The following is a 16,716-nucleotide window of genomic DNA, read 5'->3' on the forward strand; positions in this document are numbered from 1 at the left end:
TAGAAAGTCTGGACCTTGTAGCGGCCGCCCGTGCGCTGTTCCACTTCCTTGGCAAAGGTGTCGATGGCCACGCCCTGGTGCGAGTTCTGGGCCGTCGAGATGCTGATGCGCATGGTCGTGGTCTGCGCGGCTGCGCCGGCTGCAAGACTGAGCGCAAGGCCCAGGCCGGCGGCAAATCGGGTGAATTGCATGGGTGTCTCCGGTTGATGGGGCGGCGCCTCGTGCGGATGCCCCCGGGGGGTGCGGGGTCCGTGGGACCCTGGCACCGGGGCCGGATTATGGCAGCGCAGCATGGGCGCGGGAAAAACGGGCAATGCAGTCCGCTCATGTGCCGGACGAGCCCCCGGCGGCGGCAGGGCGGGAATGCGGCTGCGCTGCGGCGCTGCGGCCAAATCGCTGGCGGTAGAGGTCGGCGCTGATCCCCGTATGGCGCCGCAGGCTGCGTTGCAGGCTATCGACCGAGCCAAAACCCGCGCGCTGCGCAACCTGCTTCAGGGGCCAGGTGGTTTGCTCCAAGTGGCGCTTGGCATGGTTTGGCCGCTTGCTCAAACCCGACCCTGGATGCATAATGTCATCATTTTGATGATATGATGCGTGTCACGAATGAGCAAACGTAATGGTTTCGGTCCCTCCGTCGTTTGCGGAGGTTGAGGAGCACGTGACCATGCACCCCCAACGCGTCGAGAGCCTGAGCCACGCACAACGAGAGCGGCTCGCCTACATCGACTTCCGCCTGTACTTCATTGGCGAGATCGGACGGCCTGATCTGAGCAGTCGCTTCGGAGTGGCACCGGCGGGTGCAACACGAGACTTGGCCCTGTACCGTGAGGTCGCCCCCAAGAACATCGAGTTCGACGGTAGCAACAAGATCTACCGCATCGGCAAGGGTTTCGTGCCGGTCTTCGAGCAATCACCGCAGCGCGTTCTGTCAGCACTCTCGTTGGGGTTTGGCGATGGCGTAAACGGTGATTCGCACTCGCTCCTGCCTTGCGAGTCCCCTGCGGCACTGAGCAGTCCATGCATGAAGGTGCTGGCACCAATCTGCCGATCCATCCACGCCAAGCGTCCGGTCGCCATCCGCTACCACTCGGTGAGCAGCGGAGAGTCAGAGCGGGTGATCGTTCCCTTCGCTCTCGTGGACAGCGGCCTGCGTTGGCATGTCCGAGCGTTCGACCGCAAAACCGGAGAGTTCCGCGACTTTGTCATCACCCGGATCGAAGCGCCCACGACACTCGACGAGGCCCCCAAGCTTGGTGAACGTCCTGATGACGACATCCAGTGGACACGGATTGTCGAGATCGAACTGGTTCCGCATCCAGACCAGCCTAGATCTGAAATCACTGCACGTGACTACAGCTTCACTGGCGGTGTGCTGGCGCTGAAGCTTCGGGCTGCTATGGCTGGATACATGCTCCGGCGCTGGAGCGTCGACTGCTCCCCGGACCACCGTCTGCGTGGCCCCGAATACCGCCTGTGGCTCAAAGACCATCTGGCACTCTACGGTGTGAAGAACGCGCTGCTTGCTCCTGGCTATGCCACGTCTCCAAGGGCGGATTCCTGATGGAACTCATCGACAACATCAACCGCCTGCTCGGCGACGACCTCAAACAGACGCTCAAGCCCGGTGCCCGCCTGAAGATCGCGGCCTCCTGCTTTTCGATGTACGCATTCGAAGCGCTGAAAGCAGAGCTGGAAAAGATCGACGCGCTGAACTTCATCTTCACTTCGCCAACTTTCGTCGCCAACGAGGTCACGGACAAGATTCGCAAGGAACGCAAGGAGTTCCACATTCCCAAGGCTGACCGCGAACGGAGTCTGTACGGGAGTGAGTTCGAGATTCAGTTGCGCAACAAGCTGACCCAGCGCGCGATTGCAAAGGAGTGTGCTGACTGGATGCGGCGCAAGGCGACCTTCAAGTCCAATCGCAGCAAGGCCCCGATGCAACAGTTCGCCTGTGTGCAATCCACCGCCGCAGACACCGCCTATATTCCATTGCACGGCTTTACCGCCGTTGACCTCGGCTACCAGCAAGGCAACGCTGTCTCCAACCTCGTCAACAGAATGGACGAGCCACCATTCACGGCCGCCTACCTCAGCCTGTTCAACCAGATCTGGCAGGACCCCGAGAAGCTGGAAGATGTGACCGCGCAGATTTGCGACCACATCGCGTCTGTGTACCAGGAGAACTCGCCCGAGAGCATTTACTTTCTGACGCTCTACAACATCTTCAACGAGTTCCTGGACGACATCAACGAGGACGTCCTGCCGAACGACCGCACCGGCTACCAAGACACTCTCATCTGGAACAAGCTCTTTAACTACCAGAAGGATGCAGCCACCGGGATCATCAACAAGCTCGAGACCTACAGCGGCTGCATCCTGGCCGACAGCGTCGGCTTGGGCAAGACCTTCACGGCCTTGGCAGTCGTCAAGTATTACGAGCTGCGAAACCGCTCAGTGCTGGTGTTATGCCCCAAGAAGCTGGCTGACAACTGGCTGAGCTACAACCGCAACCTCAAGACCAACATCTTCGCCCGCGACCGGTTCAACTATGACGTGCTCTGCCATACCGACCTCAGCCGCACCAGCGGCGAGTCATTTGGAACACCGCTGAACCGCATCAACTGGGGCAACTACGACCTCGTCGTAATCGACGAGTCGCACAACTTCCGCAACAATGACGCCTACAAGGACAAAGAGACCCGCTACCAGAAGCTGATGAACAAGGTCATCAAGGAGGGAGTGAAAACGAAGGTGCTGATGCTTTCGGCCACCCCGGTGAACAACCGCTTCAATGACCTGCGCAATCAACTGGCACTGGCCTACGAGGGGGACTCTGAGAACCTCAGCAAGAAGCTGCGCACCGGCAAGACGGTAGAGGACATCTTCCGTGGTGCGCAGGCCTGCTTCAACGCTTGGGCAAAGCTTCCACCAGAAGGGCGAACAGCGCGGGCCATCCTGGACTCGTTGGACTTCGACTTCTTCGAATTGCTCGACAGCGTCACCATCGCGCGCTCGCGCAAGCACATCCAGACCTTCTACAACACCAAGGATATCGGCCCATTTCCCGAGCGCGGCAAACCATTGTCGTTTCACAGTCCGCTCACGCAGCGAGCCGACGTAATGAGCTTTAAAGAGATCTTTGAGCAACTGTCTCGGCTCAAGCTCGCTGTGTACGCCCCGATTAGCTACATTCTGCCGAGTCGGCTGAAGAAGTACGAGGAAATGTACGACACCCAGGTCGCAGGCAAAGGCAAGCTCAAGCAAGCTGACCGCGAAAAGAGTCTGCAGGCGTTGATGACGACCAACCTGCTCAAACGTCTCGAAAGCTCGATTGAGTCCTTTCGCTTGACGCTCCAGTCTCTGCGTGCGAACCACACGAATACGCTGGCCAAGATCAGCACCTTCAATCAGACCGGCAACGTCGCCAGCATTGATGACCTGACCGATCAATTGGAAAACCTCGACGCGGATGACGACGACCTGCCCGCCATTGGCGACAACGAGATCGGCGGCAAGGTCAAGATCAGCCTCGCCGACATGGATTTGCCTTCGTGGGAGCACGAGCTGAAAGTCGATCTGGAAGTCATTGATACCTTGCTGGCGTCGATGAACAAGATCACGCCTGCCGATGACGCCAAGTTGCAGCACCTCAAGGCACTGGTTCTCGAAAAGATCGCCGCTCCGCTGAACCCAGGCAACGAGAAGGTCTTGATCTTCACCGCCTTCGCCGACACCGCTGACTATCTGTATGCCAATTTGGCATCGGAGTTGCTGGCCACACAGACCCTGCACAGCGCCAAAGTCACAGGCAAGGGTGCGCCGAGGTCCACGCTCAAGAAGAGCTATGACTTCCAGGAATTGCTCACCCTCTTCTCGCCGCGCTCGAAGGAGAAGGCCATCGCGCTACCGAACGAACCAGCAGAGATTGACTTGCTGATTGGCACCGACTGCATCTCTGAAGGTCAGAACCTGCAGGATTGCGACTACCTGATCAACTACGACATCCACTGGAACCCCGTGCGCATCATCCAGCGCTTCGGACGGGTGGATCGCATCGGCTCACCCAACAGCAGGATTCAACTGGTCAACTACTGGCCAGACATCCCGCTCGACGAGTACATCAACCTAAAGGAGCGGGTTGAGAGCCGGATGATGATTGCCGACGTCACGGCCACCGGGGACGACAACGTGCTGAGCGCCCAAGCCAACGACGTGTCCTACCGCAAGGAGCAATTGCGCCGCCTGCAAGAGGAAGTGATCGAACTGGAAGACCTGAAGATCGGCGTATCGATAACTGACCTGGGGCTCAATGACTTCCGCATGGACTTGCTCAACTACGTCAAGGCCCATGGCGAATTGAACAATGTGCCAAGCGGGATGCACGCCGTGGTGCCAGCCAAGCCTGAACTGGGTCTTCGCCCTGGCGTGATCTTCACGCTGCGCAACCTGAACCCGAGCGTCAACGTCAGCCAACACAACCGGCTGCATCCGTACTACCTCATCTACATCAATCGCGAGGGTGAGGTCATTCACGATCACACCGAGGTCAAGCGCCTGCTCGATCTGGTGCGCAGTTGCTGCAAGGGACAGGCTAGACCTATTCCGGATGCATGCCATCTGTTCAACAAGGAAACGGCCGACGGCAGCAAGATGCAGGTGTACTCCGACCTGCTTGGCAAGACCATCCGCTCGATGATCGAGGTGAAGGAAGAAAAGGATCTGGACAGCCTTTTCAGCAGCGGCAAGACTACCGCGCTGGTCAACACCATTGCCGGGCTGGACGAATTCGAACTGATCACCTTCCTCGTGATTCAGGAGGTCGGATGAGTCAGCCCACACATCCCGCTTTCATCAGCTACCCCAAGCAAGCCACTTTTGGGTGCAACTTGCCCAAGAACAAGATCTACGAACATAGCGGCGCCAACACGCGACTGAAGGACTTGTTCGTCGAGCAGGTAGAGCAGATCGTCTGGCAATACAAACTGGCCCCCGAAACGATCAACCTTCCCGCCAAACCCGGCGTGCCAGAGATTCAAGTCTTCGCCATCCAGCTCAAGACACCAGAGCTGGATTTGGACGTGCTGCGCTGCATTGATGGGGCCGTGCAGTTCCCCATCGTATTCGAGCTGAGCTTTGATGGTCAAACGCAGGTTGTCGCGGCCTACAAGCGTCCCAACGAATCAGACGCCAGCCGGTGGGTGCTCAGCGACTACTTTGCGACGGCATGGCGACCGAGCAATGCTCAGCGCGTAGCCATGCCGCTTGTGCTCGATCTCAGCGGTTTGTACGAGCAGGTATTGCAGCGGCTAATTTCATTGCCCGTCCGCCCGCAAGAAAGCCTTGCCGATTTGGTTGCCCGCGTTGAGAAGGTTGCGTCGAAACAGCGAGAGGTTGAGAAAATGGCCGGCAAGCTTGCAAAAGAGAAACAATTCAACCGAAAGGTCGAGATCAACGCCACTTTGCGGCGACTCAAAATCGAACTTGAACAATTGAGTAGCTGATTACTGGCGACCAGAGGAAAATAACATGAAAAAACTGAAGATGCACTCACTCAACCTGGCACAGGAAAACGTCATCCGTATTCTGGAGCTATTCCCGAACTGCGTCACAGAGGCCCAAGATTCGGGTGGCAGAGTGAAATTGACAGTTGATTTTGATCAGCTGCGACAAGAGCTATCCGACTCCATCGTCGAAGGTCCTCAAGAGCGCTACCATCTGAACTGGCCTGGCAAGCGCGAAGCGATGCTTGCCGCTAATGCACCAATTGCCAAGACGCTCCGCCCCTGCCGCAAAGAGAGCGTGGACTTCGACAAAACGCAGAACCTATTTATTGAAGGAGACAACCTCAATGCCCTAAAGTTGCTGCAGGAAACATATCTGGGTAAGGTCAAGTTGATTTATATCGACCCACCATACAACACGGGCAACGATTTTATCTACAAAGATAATTTCGCCGAAAGTATCGAGACCTACAAACTGCACTCGAACCAAGAGGATGCTTCCGGAAATAGACTCATCGCCAACTCTGATTCGAGCGGTAGATTTCATTCTGCTTGGTTGAGTATGATTTTCTCGCGACTGAAAGTGGCGCGTAACCTACTTAGCGAGGACGGACTCATCATAATCTCCATAGATTCTGGCGAGGCCGCCAATCTTCGCATCCTTATGGACGAGGTATTTGGTGCTAGAAATTTCATCGGACTGCTTCCGACCGTTATGAATCTCAAGGGAAATAACGATGCATTTGCATTTTCGGATACACATGAATTCACGATAATCTATGCAAAATCACGGTTTAATTGTATCGTGAACGAGTTACCAATCGACGAGGACAAGCTCGACGATTGGGAGGAAGATGAGCGTGGGCTTTTCAAGCGCGCCGACACACTTCGCAGAACCGGGCAGGACGCTGCGAGGGAACGTCGGCCCAACGGCTGGTTCCCAGTTTTCATTTCACGTGATCAAAAAGTGTATGTCACCGAGGACGACAGGCCGAACTCCATAGATGATGTTGAACTGTGGCCCAAAAATGACGATGGTGACGAGCTATCCTGGACTTGGGGCAAGAAGAAAATAAACGAGCAACCCTTCAATCTTTTGGTAATCCAGGGTCGAAACGGTTTAAACATTTACAAGAAGCAAAGACCGGGATTCGGAGACCTGCCAACCAGCAAGCCCAAGTCGATCCTTTACAAGCCGGAATACAGCAGCAGCAATGGCACCGCAGAACTCACGGAGTTGCTTGGGAAAAACGTATTCGACAGCCCACCCAAGCCACGCGCACTTCTGCGAGACCTGATCACCCTCGGAGCCTGTAAAGATTCGATCATTCTTGACTTCTTCTCCGGAACGGGAACCACCGCGCATGCGGCGGTAGCCCTGAACGCGCTAGACGGCGGCCGGAGAAGATTCATCATGGTCCAACTCGACGCGCCTTGCGACTCCGACAGCAGTGCAGCGAAGGCCGGATATAAGACGATTGCCGAAATTACCAAGGAGCGAATTCGTCGAGCGGGACAAACTATCCTGAGTGGTCCGTCGCATGATGAATGGAACAAGGATGTGGGCTTTCGCGTTCTGAAGATCGATACAGCGAACATGGCCGATGTCTATTACGCGCCGAATACCCTCGACAAAGGACAGATTGATCTACTCGTCGATAACATAAAGCCCGATCGTATCCCCGAGGATCTGCTGTTCCAAGTGATGCTGGACTGGGGCGTCGACCTAACGTTGCCCATTGCCAGGCGGCCTATCCGAGGCAAGGATGTGTACTTTGTCGATGGGAACGTGCTGGTCGCCTGCTTCGATGAGCACAGTGGTATCGATGAAGATTTCGTCAAAGAGCTGGCCAAGCACCAGCCACTGCGAGTCGTGTTCCGCGATGCCGGGTTCAAGAACAGCGCCGTCAAAATCAACGTCGAACAGATTTTCAAGCTGTTGTCGCCCGCCACTGAAGTCAAGTGCATCTGATGGGACGGCGATGAAACTCAAATTCAAAACCCAGGCCTACCAGACGGCAGCGGTGCAAGCCGTGGTTGACTGTTTCAGAGGACAACCCCCTGCATCGGCGGAGGCCATCAGCTATCGCATTGACCCTGGCAAGGCCAAGAAAGGGGTGGAAGATTTGTTTACGGAATCGGGGTTCAAGAACGCCGAATTGAAGCTGGGAGACATAGCGCTGCTTCAGAACATCGTTCGGGTTCAGAATCAACAGAACTTGCCGCAGTCGTCCGAACTGGTGAAGACCAAGGTCAGCAAGGTGAATCTCGACATCGAGATGGAGACCGGCACCGGCAAGACATATTGCTACATCAAGACCATCTTCGAACTGAACAAACAGTACGGCTGGAGCAAGTTCATCATCGTTGTACCCAGCATTGCCATCCGCGAAGGTGTGGCCAAGTCGCTGGAAATCACGGCCGAGCACTTTCTGGAAACTTATCACAAGAAGGTACGCTTCTTCATCTACAACTCCAAGCAGTTGCACCAGTTGGAGAGCTTCTCGTCGGACGCCGGGGTCAACGTGATGGTAATCAACGTGCAGGCGTTTGCCGCGCGAGGTGCTGACAACCGCCGCATCTACGAGGAACTGGATGACTTTCAGTCTCGCCGTCCGATTGATGTGATCAGCGCCAACCGCCCGATCCTGATCCTGGACGAGCCACAAAAAATGGAAGGTGCAGCAACCCTGAAGTCCTTGGAGGAATTCAAGGCGCTGATGGTGTTGCGCTACTCGGCGACCCACAAGACCACGCACAACAAAATCCACCGATTGGACGCGCTGGATGCCTACAACCAGAAGCTGGTGAAGAAAATCGCCGTGCGAGGCATCTCAGTGAAGGGGTTGGCCGGAACCAATGCCTACCTGTATCTGCAGTCCATCGATATTTCGACCAAGAAGCCGCCGGAGGCGCGTGTCGAGTTCGAGCAGAAGCTGAAGAGCGGCGAGATCAAGCGCGTGCTGCGCAAGCTGGGGAAGACCGACAACCTGTTCGACCTTTCAAACGGGTTGGATCAGTACCGTGGCTATGTGGTGTCAGACATCAACGCCAACACCGACACCTTGAGTTTTACCAATGGGGTGGAACTGTTCGTCGGCGAGGTCGATGGGGATGTGAACGAAGCAGCGCTGCGTCGCATCCAGATTCGGGAGGCCATCAAGGCTCACTTCGACAAGGAGCTGACACTGTTCCCGCATGGTATCAAGGTTCTGACCTTGTTCTTCATTGACGAAGTGGCCAAGTACCGGGATTATGCTGCGGCCGATCAGAAAGGTGACTACGCACGGATCTTCGAAGAGGAATATAGCCAGTACCTGAACGAGGTGCTGAATTTGGATGAAACGCCGTACATCAAGTACCTGAAAGACATCGATCCAGCCAAGACCCACGAAGGCTATTTCTCCATCGACAAGAAGACCAAGCGTGACGTTGACCCCGCTGTTGCTGCCCGTGGCGAGAATGCCGGCCTGTCTGATGACGTGGATGCTTATGACCTTATCTTGAAGCAGAAGGAACGCCTGTTGTCATTGCAGGAGCCGGTACGCTTCATTTTTTCGCACTCCGCCCTGCGTGAAGGCTGGGACAACCCGAACGTGTTCGTGATCTGTGCGCTCAAGCACAGTGACAATACCATTTCGCGGCGTCAAGAAGTGGGCCGTGGCCTGCGCTTGTCCGTCAACCAGACTGGCGACCGAATGGATCATCCCGCCATCGTCCATGACGTCAACGTGCTGACGGTCGTGGCCAGCGAGAGCTACAAAGACTTCGTCTCTGCACTGCAGAAGGACATCAGCGAGTCCTTGTCGGCCCGACCCAAGGTGGCAGACGAAGCCTATTTCACCGGCAAGGTCCTCAAGACCGCGACCGGCGACGTCGAAGTCACGCCGCAATTGGCCAAGCATATCTACAAATACCTGCTCAGGAACGACTACAGCGACGACACCGACTGCATCACAGGCTCATACCACGAGGCCAAGAAAAAGGGCACCCTGGCACCGCTGCCCCAGGAACTGCAGGCTCATGCCGAGCAGGTGTACCAACTGATCGACAGCGTCTTCAGCGACCGCCAAATGTTTGGGATCGGCGACGACCGTCGCCCCAAAAAGAACCCGCTCAACAGCAACTTTGACAAACAGGAGTTCAAGGAGCTATGGAATCGAATCAATCGCAAGGCAGCCTACAGTGTTGATTTTGATTCAGCGGAGTTGGTATCGAAGGCCGTCACCGAACTGGACAAGAGCCTCCGCGTGACGCCGTTGCAGTACACGATTCAGACCGGCGAGCAGACTGCCTTGGTGACCTATGACGGGCTCAAGGACGGTGAGGCGTTTGTGCTCAGGGCCACCCAAACTGAAAAGAATGTGCATTCCATCCACTCGACTGTGAAGTACGACCTCATCGGGAAGGTCGCCGAGGGGACGCAACTCACCCGGCGTACGACGGCAGACATTCTCAAGGGGATCAGCGTCGCGGTTTTTACACAGTTCCGCACCAATCCGGAAAGCTTCATCGCCGAAGCCGTTCGACTGATCAACGAGCAGAAGGCAACGATGATCATCGAACACTTGGCCTACGACCCGGTCGAGGACAAGTTCGACCTTGACATCTTCACCACAGGCCAGACCAAGCAGGATTTCAGCAAGGCCGGTGACAAGCTCAAGCGGCACATCTACGACTACGTGATCACGGATTCCGGTATTGAGCGAGACTTTGTGAAGGAGCTCGATACCTGCACGGAAGTCGTCGTGTACGCCAAGTTGCCTCGCGGCTTCCTGATCCCCACCCCCGTCGGCGACTACAACCCCGACTGGGCCGTGTCGTTCAAGGAAGGCACGGTCAAACACGTTTACTTCGTGGCCGAGACCAAGGGCTCCATGTCATCGATGGTGCTCAGTGAGATCGAGAAAACCAAGATCAAGTGCACTCGCAAGTTTTTCGACGAAATCAACAGGAGGTACGCCCCCGAGAACGTGAAGTACGAAGTTGTGAACAGCTTCGGCAAGCTGATGGAGTTGGTGAAGTAGTCACCACAGATAAAAGCAAGCCACCCGATGCTTCTTGAACATGGCGAAGGAGCCTTCTCCCTTTGATGGACGCGCCCTCGGCGTCAAACGTTGCTCACGGGATGATTCCCAACCTGATCTTGGTTTTGACGCTGGACAACCAGTCCTCGCGGTACTGCAGAGCGAGCGCATCAAGAGTGACCCGACCGACGCCCGCCTTGCGGGCCAGGTCCTCCAGCGAGCTCATGCAATCGAGCCAGCCCAACCCGTTCGATGCCACCAGCGCAGCTTTGTCCGCCGTCGTGACTGCGATCGCATGGGAGGGCAATAGCTTGTTGGCGAACAGCCATGCGAAGAGATGCTTCTCGCCGTCGTCCAGGGTGTTGCTCGGCAGGTGGCCCAATACCAGGGTGGCGAGTTCCTTGCGGGTGACCGGATGCTGCCCGGCCAGGCCAGCCGCCAGGTCGGCAGGCGGGACGGCAACGTGGCGGGGATCGCCAGGGTTGCCTGTCAGCGTTTCCTCAACGCACTTCTCGACGGTCTCGATTGCGAAGTGCTTGCTGATGGCCGTCCAGCAGCCCGTTCGGAATGATTCGAGGATGACGTTGGTGTCTGCGAAAACCCGAATTTTCGGCATACGGCGCGCACCTCAGAGCTCGAATGGTGCGCTGAGCGCGTACTGAGCAAACAACTCGGTCAACCCGCCGAGTCCAAGCCCCGTGGCCTTGGCGGCCTTGCGGGCCGACAGCCTTCCATTCTCCAGGGCCTCGTGAAGCATTTTCACGAAGGTGGGAGAGAACCGCTTGGGTGGGCCGGATACCGATGGCCGTTGCTTCTCTTGCGCAAGACTGCGCTGGGTGTCGGCACCGATGCGCTTGAGGTTGAACAAGCGCCATGCCAGCGTGACGGGGGCAACCCGCAGCAGGGCGGCGACTCGGCACAGGTGCGCCATGTTGTCGAGATGCTCACGTTTGATCAACTGGTCGAGGGACGCGCTCGGCATCAGCAGCGCTGCGGCGAAACTGTTCGCCAACTGCTCGATGCGCTTGCCCTTGCTGCGCTCCTCGAAGGAGTTCGATTCCCGGTGATCCGGCTGCATCGCATCCCAGGTCAGGGCATGGAAAAGCTCATGCGCCAGATCGAAGAAACGCCGGGCTTCGTTCTCGTTGCGGTTGATCAGGATGACAGCCATCTCTTCGAGGTGACAGGTGGCACCCGAGATGGACTGACTATCGACCGTATCGATGAACAGCACCGGGATGTCCAGCGCGCGCTCGATTTTGTCGATCAGGCCTTCGGCCGGGATGACGCCGAGATCCAACTCGGCGGCCAGACTTTCCGCGCGCTCCTGCGCGTCCTCGAAGGACGATTGCGCGGACAGCCGCAGGGCACGCTTGAGCACACTCGACCGGCTGTCCTGCTGCTCGCGCAACCAGCGAAGCAGGCCGATCCACTGACCGGCCCTGAGCTCGAACCCGTCCAGACTGTCCTCGGGCACCTCCGGCGCGGTACGCCAGGAAAACTGCGCCTCGCCAGCAACGGCGAACGGGTCGATGAAGAACTCAATGTCGCGGTCCAGCAGGTCGGACAGCGTCAGCATCTCGTCCGGCTTGAGGGCGCGCTTGCCGTTTTCGATGTCGGAGATGGTCTGGCGGTCGTTCAGGCCCAAGCCCTGAGTGAGCTGATCCTGCGTCCAGCCCCTGGACTCGCGCGCCGCTTTGACGCGGTAGCCGATCAGCTTGTGCGAGATCTTTTCGAGCATGGCGGTCACCTCCTGAATCCGCAGTTTAGTCTTGCTAAACTTGAAACGCAAGATTATTTTGCATAAATACATTCGCAAGTTTGGCGATTGCTCTGCGTTGCCATCCTCTCTGTGCAGAGGTGCACCGGGCAATGCAGTCCCCTCATGTGCCGGACAAGCCCCCGGCGGCGGTGCTGCGGCCAAATCGCTGGCGGTAGAGGTCGGCGCTGATCCCCGTATGGCGCCGCAGGCTGCGTTGCAGGCTATCGACCGAGCCAAAACCTGCGCGCTGCGCAACCTGCTTCAGGGGCCAGGTGGTCTGCTCCAGGTGGCGCTTGGCATGGTCGGTGCGCACGGCGTCGGCAAAGCGGGCCGGCGTTTGCCCGGTTTCGCGGAGAAACTGGCGCGCGAAATGGCGCTCGCTGATGGCCATGCGCTGCGCCAGTGCGCGCACGGTGAAATCGTTTTTCGGGTGCTCGAGCATCCACATCACCAAATCCCGAAAGCGCTGCCCGGCCTGCATTTGCGCTTGCAAGCCGGCAGAAAATTGTGCCTGGCCTCCGGGGCGATGCAGGTAGAGCACCAACTCGCGCGCCACGGACAGGGCCACCGACTGCCCCAGATCGGCTTCGACCAAGGCCAGCGACAAGTCCATCGCCGCTGAAATTCCGGCCGAGCAGTAGAAAGGCGGGTCCACCACGTAGATGGCGTCGGGCTCGACGCGCACCGCGGGGTAGGCGCTGGCCAGGCGCGCGCAGTGCTGCCAATGCGTGGTGGCGCGGCGTCCGTCGAGCAGGCCCGCGCCCGCCAATGCGAATGCGCCGGTGCACACGCTGCCCAGGCGCCGGACCACGCGGGCCTTGCGCTGCAACCAGGGCAGCAGGCTGGCCGCCGACCCGCCGGGCTCGAACGCCTCGGCGTCGCCGCCGGCCACCAGAACGGTGTCGATGCGGCCGTGAATCCCGGCGATTGCCGTCGAGTGCGCCCAGTGCAGGCCCGAATTCGTGCGCACGGCGCCCCCATGGGGGGACGCGAGCACCAGGCGGTAGGCCGGGCGGGCCTTGGAGGCATCGGGCGCGCCGCGCAGCGCGGCAAACCGCGCGGCCTTGGTGAACACCTCCCACGGGCCGGTGACGTCCAGTGATTGGCAGCCGTCGTAGGCCACCAGAACGATCAGACGGGTCGGTGCAGACGCAGGGTGCAGGGGGCTGTGCATGGCAGGATCTGCGGCTATGTTGTCAGGGCAGACATTGTGCATCGACCTATGCTCGGGGCATGACTGCATACGCTGCACCCCGGGAAAATCGCAATGTCCGGCTGTTGGTCGTCTGCCAAGCCCTGTACGTTTGCGCATCGGCGATCGGGCTGACGCTGACCGGATTGGTCGGCGCCATGCTGGCGCCCGCGCGCAGCCTGGCCACGCTGCCTTTCGCCCTGGTCATCGTGGCTACCGCGTTGGGCACCATCCCGGTGTCGCTGGCCATGGCGAGACGGGGGCGCAGGCCCTTGTTCGTGCTCGGCGCCTGCGCCGGCGTCCTGGGGGGCGCCCTGGCCGCCTGGGCCATCGCGGACCGCAGCTTTGTCGGGTTTTGTCTGGCGAATATGCTGCTCGGCCTGTTTCAGGCCTGCGCGCAGTACTACCGGTTTGCCGCGACCGAAGCCGCGTCCGCCGCGCTCAAACCCCGGGCGATCGGGTTGGTGATTGGCGGGGGCGTGGTCGCCGCCATCGTCGGACCGACGCTCGCGGCCTGGGCCCGCGACATATGGGCACCGCATACCTTTGCCGGCTCCTACCTGGCGGTCATGGCGCTTGCGGGCGCATCCACCCTGGTGCTGTCGCAGCTGAATTTGGCGCCGGACGCAGCGCCCCGGGCCGGCGAGGTCAGCACGCCGCTGCGGACCCTGGCGCGCAACCCCTGCTTTATCGCTGCGGTGAGCAATAGCGCGCTGGGCTACGCCATCATGATCTTCGTGATGACCGCCACGCCGTTGGCGGTGGTCGCTTGCGGTCTGTCGGTGGGCGAGGCGGCTTCGGTCATTCAGTGGCATTTGCTGAGCATGTTCGCGCCGGGCTTTTTTACCGGTCGGCTGATTGCGCGCTGGGGCGTCACCTGCGTCCTGTTGTCGGGCGCGGCGCTGTTCGTCGCGGGCGTGCTGCTGGCCTTGAGCGGGACCTCGCTGGCGCACTTTGGTGGCGCGCTGGCACTGAACGGACTGGCCTGGAATTTCATGTTCGTCGGCGGCAGCACATTGCTCACGCAGGGCCTGGCCAACGCGGGCGCCGCGGACCGCGCCCGGGCGCAGGCGGCCAACGAGTTCATCACTTTCGCCGTAGTGGCCACGGGCTCGCTGCTGGCCGGGGCCACCTTCAACAGCCAGGGCTGGAATACCGTGAATGGGCTGGTACTGCCGTTCGTGGCGCTCGCCGCTTTGTCCACGCTATGGCTTTGGCGCACGTCGAAACCGCGCGCCACCGCCACTGGATAGGCGCTGGGGCCTGGGCGCCGCTCGCGCTGTTTCTCCTGCCGATGCACGCCGGCGCGCGGCTTGCGAGGAAGGCACAGTAGCAAAATGCATGTATCGAAGGCATTCAGGAGTGATCGCGATGGCCATGCTGACAGTTCACAACCTTTCTGAGGCGCAGCGATGCTTGGCCAAGCAGATGCAACAGACCAAACAAACGCATGTCATTGGTGGCGACGATGTGATTACGAATCCGCGCCTGAATGGCTTCGCAGGCCCGATGCGCCTGCGGTGAGGCCGTGCCCTCGTAGTCGGGCGGAAGCGTCGCCTCCTCCGCGATGCGCGCCCACGCGCTGGCAAGCGCCTCGATGTTCGGCACGCTCATTTGCGCCGCTCCTGTGCTCTGGCGCGGATCAGTCACCCAAGGGGCAATGAGGCAAAGACCAGCAGCATCACGCCGATCGGATACCAGGTTGAGAAAACCACCAAAGCATCGAAGGCCGGTGTTCCCGTGTTGCTGGGCAGCACAACGGTCAAGCCCCCGGTCAGGCGGTGGCGAGCGTCAGATGCCCGACTGGCTCGGCCGCCGGCCGCACCTTGATTTCGATGTCGTAGCCGAGGCGATTCAGGCAGTCCATCAGCTTGCGCTCGGACAGGTTGGTGAAGTCTCCATGCATCATGCTTGATACCTTCGGTTGCGGGATGCCCATACGCTTGGCCGCCGCTTGTTGTGTTAGCCCAAGGGTGCGCATTGCCTTCCTGATCTCGACCACCAGGCCGGTCTTGATCTTCAGTTTCTCGGCATCGGGCAGCCCAAGGTCGGCAAAGACGTTGCCCGAGCTGCGTTGAACCTCGACGCCTTCAACGATTCGTTTTTGCATTTCGTAACTCCTGTGCCATTGCCTCGGCCACCTTCAGCCGAGCGCGGATGATGTCCATGTCCACCTTTGGCGTGGCGATCCCGCTCTTGCTCTTCTTCTGGAAGCAGTGCAGGACGAACACCGCTTCCGCAAACTTCACCGTGTAGACCGCCCGATACGTGCCACCCGCATCGTCTTCGACGACTTCCAGCACGCCGGCACCGCCGAAGCCCTTGAGCACCTTCGCCGCGTCGTCCTGGTCGCCCATCTGCGCCAGCGACAGCGCGTAACCGAAACGGTGGCGCACGTCGGGCGGCAACGCCATCAGAGCCTTGTAGCTGCTCGCGATCCATTCGAGCGGTTTTTCTTTGTCGGCCATGCTAGTAGTTTATATCTGTTCAGGTAATACGATAAGCACGACAGACGAAAACTGAATGGACCCCAATCCCGGCCGCACCCATCGTGTGCTCGTCTGAACCGGCCGTTTGCGTTGGATCATCACCGAGTAGGCAACTACAAAAATGGAGTGCCATACACACCGGGGAATCGCTCTAAATTGTTGATTTTATTGGGGTTGAAAGAGGCAAGTGACAAACTTGGGCCAGGCGATGGAAACGCTGTTCCTCTGCGCCAGCACGCGAGCACGCACCATCAACCTGCGCCGCCAGCGTTCATCCCCAGGAGCCCTCGGTGGCGCTCGACGGCGGCCCGCACGATGGCGCTCAGGCCGGGAGCCCCGTTGTCTGCCAGTGCCAGGAACTCGCGCCGCATGCGGGGTTCCCAGAACTTTCCGAGATGTCCGGCGATGCCCTCCAGGGCCGCGTCCCGGTCGGGCATGGCTTCGAAGAAGTCGCCGATGCGGTTGGCCATGCGGATCAAGTTTTCGCTATCCATGCGAACGGTCCCAAAGCACGCGCTCGGCGTGGGAGTAAATGCTCATGGCGTCGCCGCGGGCGAATCCGACCAGCGCCAGACCTGCGGCCTCCGCGAGGTCGATCGCCAGGCCGGTCACACCGGACACTGCGGCCAACAGCGTCGCGCCGCTGCGCGCCGTTTTGCTCGCCATCTCGTAGCTCGCGCGGCTGCTGGAGACGATGAATCCGCGCGCGACGTCGTGCCCCTCCCGGACCAAGGCACCGATG

15 protein-coding genes and 1 pseudogene are annotated in these 16,716 nt (G+C 59.2%); 6 read left to right on the forward strand and 10 right to left on the reverse strand.

The annotated features are described in order from the left end of the window. A pseudogene (locus VTU_RS25320) lies at window positions 1-191 on the reverse strand (C4-dicarboxylate ABC transporter substrate-binding protein); the annotation flags it as partial. A 133-nt stretch (window positions 192-324) separates the two neighbouring features. Continuing rightward, complete coding sequence (locus tag VTU_RS0101930) at window positions 325-549, reverse strand: helix-turn-helix domain-containing protein (protein WP_029554016.1); 225 nt, start codon at window positions 547-549, stop codon at window positions 325-327. 115 nt (window positions 550-664) lie between these two features. Here VTU_RS0101930 and VTU_RS0101935 point away from each other — a divergent pair, with 115 nt between their 5' ends. Genes VTU_RS0101935 through VTU_RS0101955 form a run of 5 tightly spaced genes read left to right on the forward strand, consistent with a single transcriptional unit; the run spans window position 665 to window position 10,531 of the window. Beyond that, on the forward strand, window positions 665-1,561 hold the full coding sequence (locus tag VTU_RS0101935; RefSeq protein ID WP_029554017.1) for a helix-turn-helix transcriptional regulator: 897 nt from the start codon (window positions 665-667) through the stop codon (window positions 1,559-1,561). Then, window positions 1,561-4,830 (forward strand): helicase-related protein, encoded by a 3,270-nt coding sequence (locus tag VTU_RS0101940; RefSeq protein WP_010100216.1) that lies wholly within the window; start codon window positions 1,561-1,563, stop codon window positions 4,828-4,830. Before VTU_RS0101935 ends, VTU_RS0101940 begins: the two co-directional genes overlap by 1 nt. Further along, window positions 4,827-5,504, forward strand: a complete 678-nt coding sequence (locus VTU_RS0101945; protein ID WP_010100217.1) for a DUF4391 domain-containing protein — start codon at window positions 4,827-4,829, stop codon at window positions 5,502-5,504. Before VTU_RS0101940 ends, VTU_RS0101945 begins: the two co-directional genes overlap by 4 nt. Window positions 5,505-5,529: 25 nt before the next feature. Then, window positions 5,530-7,476 (forward strand): site-specific DNA-methyltransferase, encoded by a 1,947-nt coding sequence (locus VTU_RS0101950; RefSeq protein ID WP_010100218.1) that lies wholly within the window; start codon window positions 5,530-5,532, stop codon window positions 7,474-7,476. 10 nt (window positions 7,477-7,486) lie between these two features. Further along, window positions 7,487-10,531, forward strand: coding sequence for a type III restriction-modification system endonuclease (locus VTU_RS0101955; protein WP_010100219.1), 3,045 nt, complete (start codon window positions 7,487-7,489; stop codon window positions 10,529-10,531). A gap of 94 nt (window positions 10,532-10,625) precedes the next feature. On the opposite strand, the gene VTU_RS0101960 is transcribed toward VTU_RS0101955, so the two are convergent. From VTU_RS0101960 to VTU_RS0101970, 3 genes are all read right to left on the reverse strand, one after another. After that, entirely contained in the window at window positions 10,626-11,147 is a 522-nt protein-coding gene (locus VTU_RS0101960) for a hypothetical protein (RefSeq protein WP_010100221.1), read from the reverse strand. Between the two features lie 12 nt (window positions 11,148-11,159). Then, window positions 11,160-12,272 (reverse strand): XRE family transcriptional regulator, encoded by a 1,113-nt coding sequence (locus VTU_RS0101965; protein ID WP_029554018.1) that lies wholly within the window; start codon window positions 12,270-12,272, stop codon window positions 11,160-11,162. 142 nt (window positions 12,273-12,414) lie between these two features. Further along, window positions 12,415-13,467, reverse strand: a complete 1,053-nt coding sequence (locus VTU_RS0101970; protein WP_010100223.1) for a GlxA family transcriptional regulator — start codon at window positions 13,465-13,467, stop codon at window positions 12,415-12,417. Window positions 13,468-13,526: 59 nt separating this feature from the next. On the opposite strand from VTU_RS0101970, the gene VTU_RS0101975 reads away from it, so the two are divergent. After that, the gene (locus VTU_RS0101975) at window positions 13,527-14,738 is read left to right on the forward strand and encodes an MFS transporter (protein ID WP_050809423.1); all 1,212 of its coding nucleotides are present in this window, start codon (window positions 13,527-13,529) and stop codon (window positions 14,736-14,738) included. Between the two features lie 103 nt (window positions 14,739-14,841). On the opposite strand, the gene VTU_RS25325 is transcribed toward VTU_RS0101975, so the two are convergent. The 5 genes from VTU_RS25325 to VTU_RS25330 all read right to left on the reverse strand — a co-directional run. Continuing rightward, window positions 14,842-15,099, reverse strand: a complete 258-nt coding sequence (locus tag VTU_RS25325) for a hypothetical protein (protein WP_010100225.1) — start codon at window positions 15,097-15,099, stop codon at window positions 14,842-14,844. Between the two features lie 160 nt (window positions 15,100-15,259). Continuing rightward, complete coding sequence (locus VTU_RS0101990; protein ID WP_010100226.1) at window positions 15,260-15,595, reverse strand: helix-turn-helix domain-containing protein; 336 nt, start codon at window positions 15,593-15,595, stop codon at window positions 15,260-15,262. Then, window positions 15,576-15,953: a type II toxin-antitoxin system RelE/ParE family toxin gene (locus VTU_RS0101995; RefSeq protein WP_010100228.1), complete on the reverse strand. Its 378-nt coding sequence runs from the start codon at window positions 15,951-15,953 to the stop codon at window positions 15,576-15,578. Before VTU_RS0101995 ends, VTU_RS0101990 begins: the two co-directional genes overlap by 20 nt. A 272-nt stretch (window positions 15,954-16,225) precedes the next feature. Continuing rightward, a complete protein-coding gene (locus VTU_RS0102000) occupies window positions 16,226-16,468 on the reverse strand; it encodes a formate dehydrogenase subunit delta (RefSeq protein ID WP_010100229.1) in 243 nt (80 codons plus the stop codon). Then, window positions 16,461-16,716, reverse strand: a 256-nt coding sequence (locus VTU_RS25330) for a formate dehydrogenase accessory sulfurtransferase FdhD (RefSeq protein WP_010100230.1), incomplete at its 5' end; no start/stop codon positions are given. The genes VTU_RS25330 and VTU_RS0102000, both read right to left, overlap by 8 nt.

Source organism: Verminephrobacter aporrectodeae subsp. tuberculatae At4 (assembly GCF_000193225.1).
Taxonomy (GTDB): domain Bacteria; phylum Pseudomonadota; class Gammaproteobacteria; order Burkholderiales; family Burkholderiaceae_C; genus Acidovorax; species Acidovorax aporrectodeae.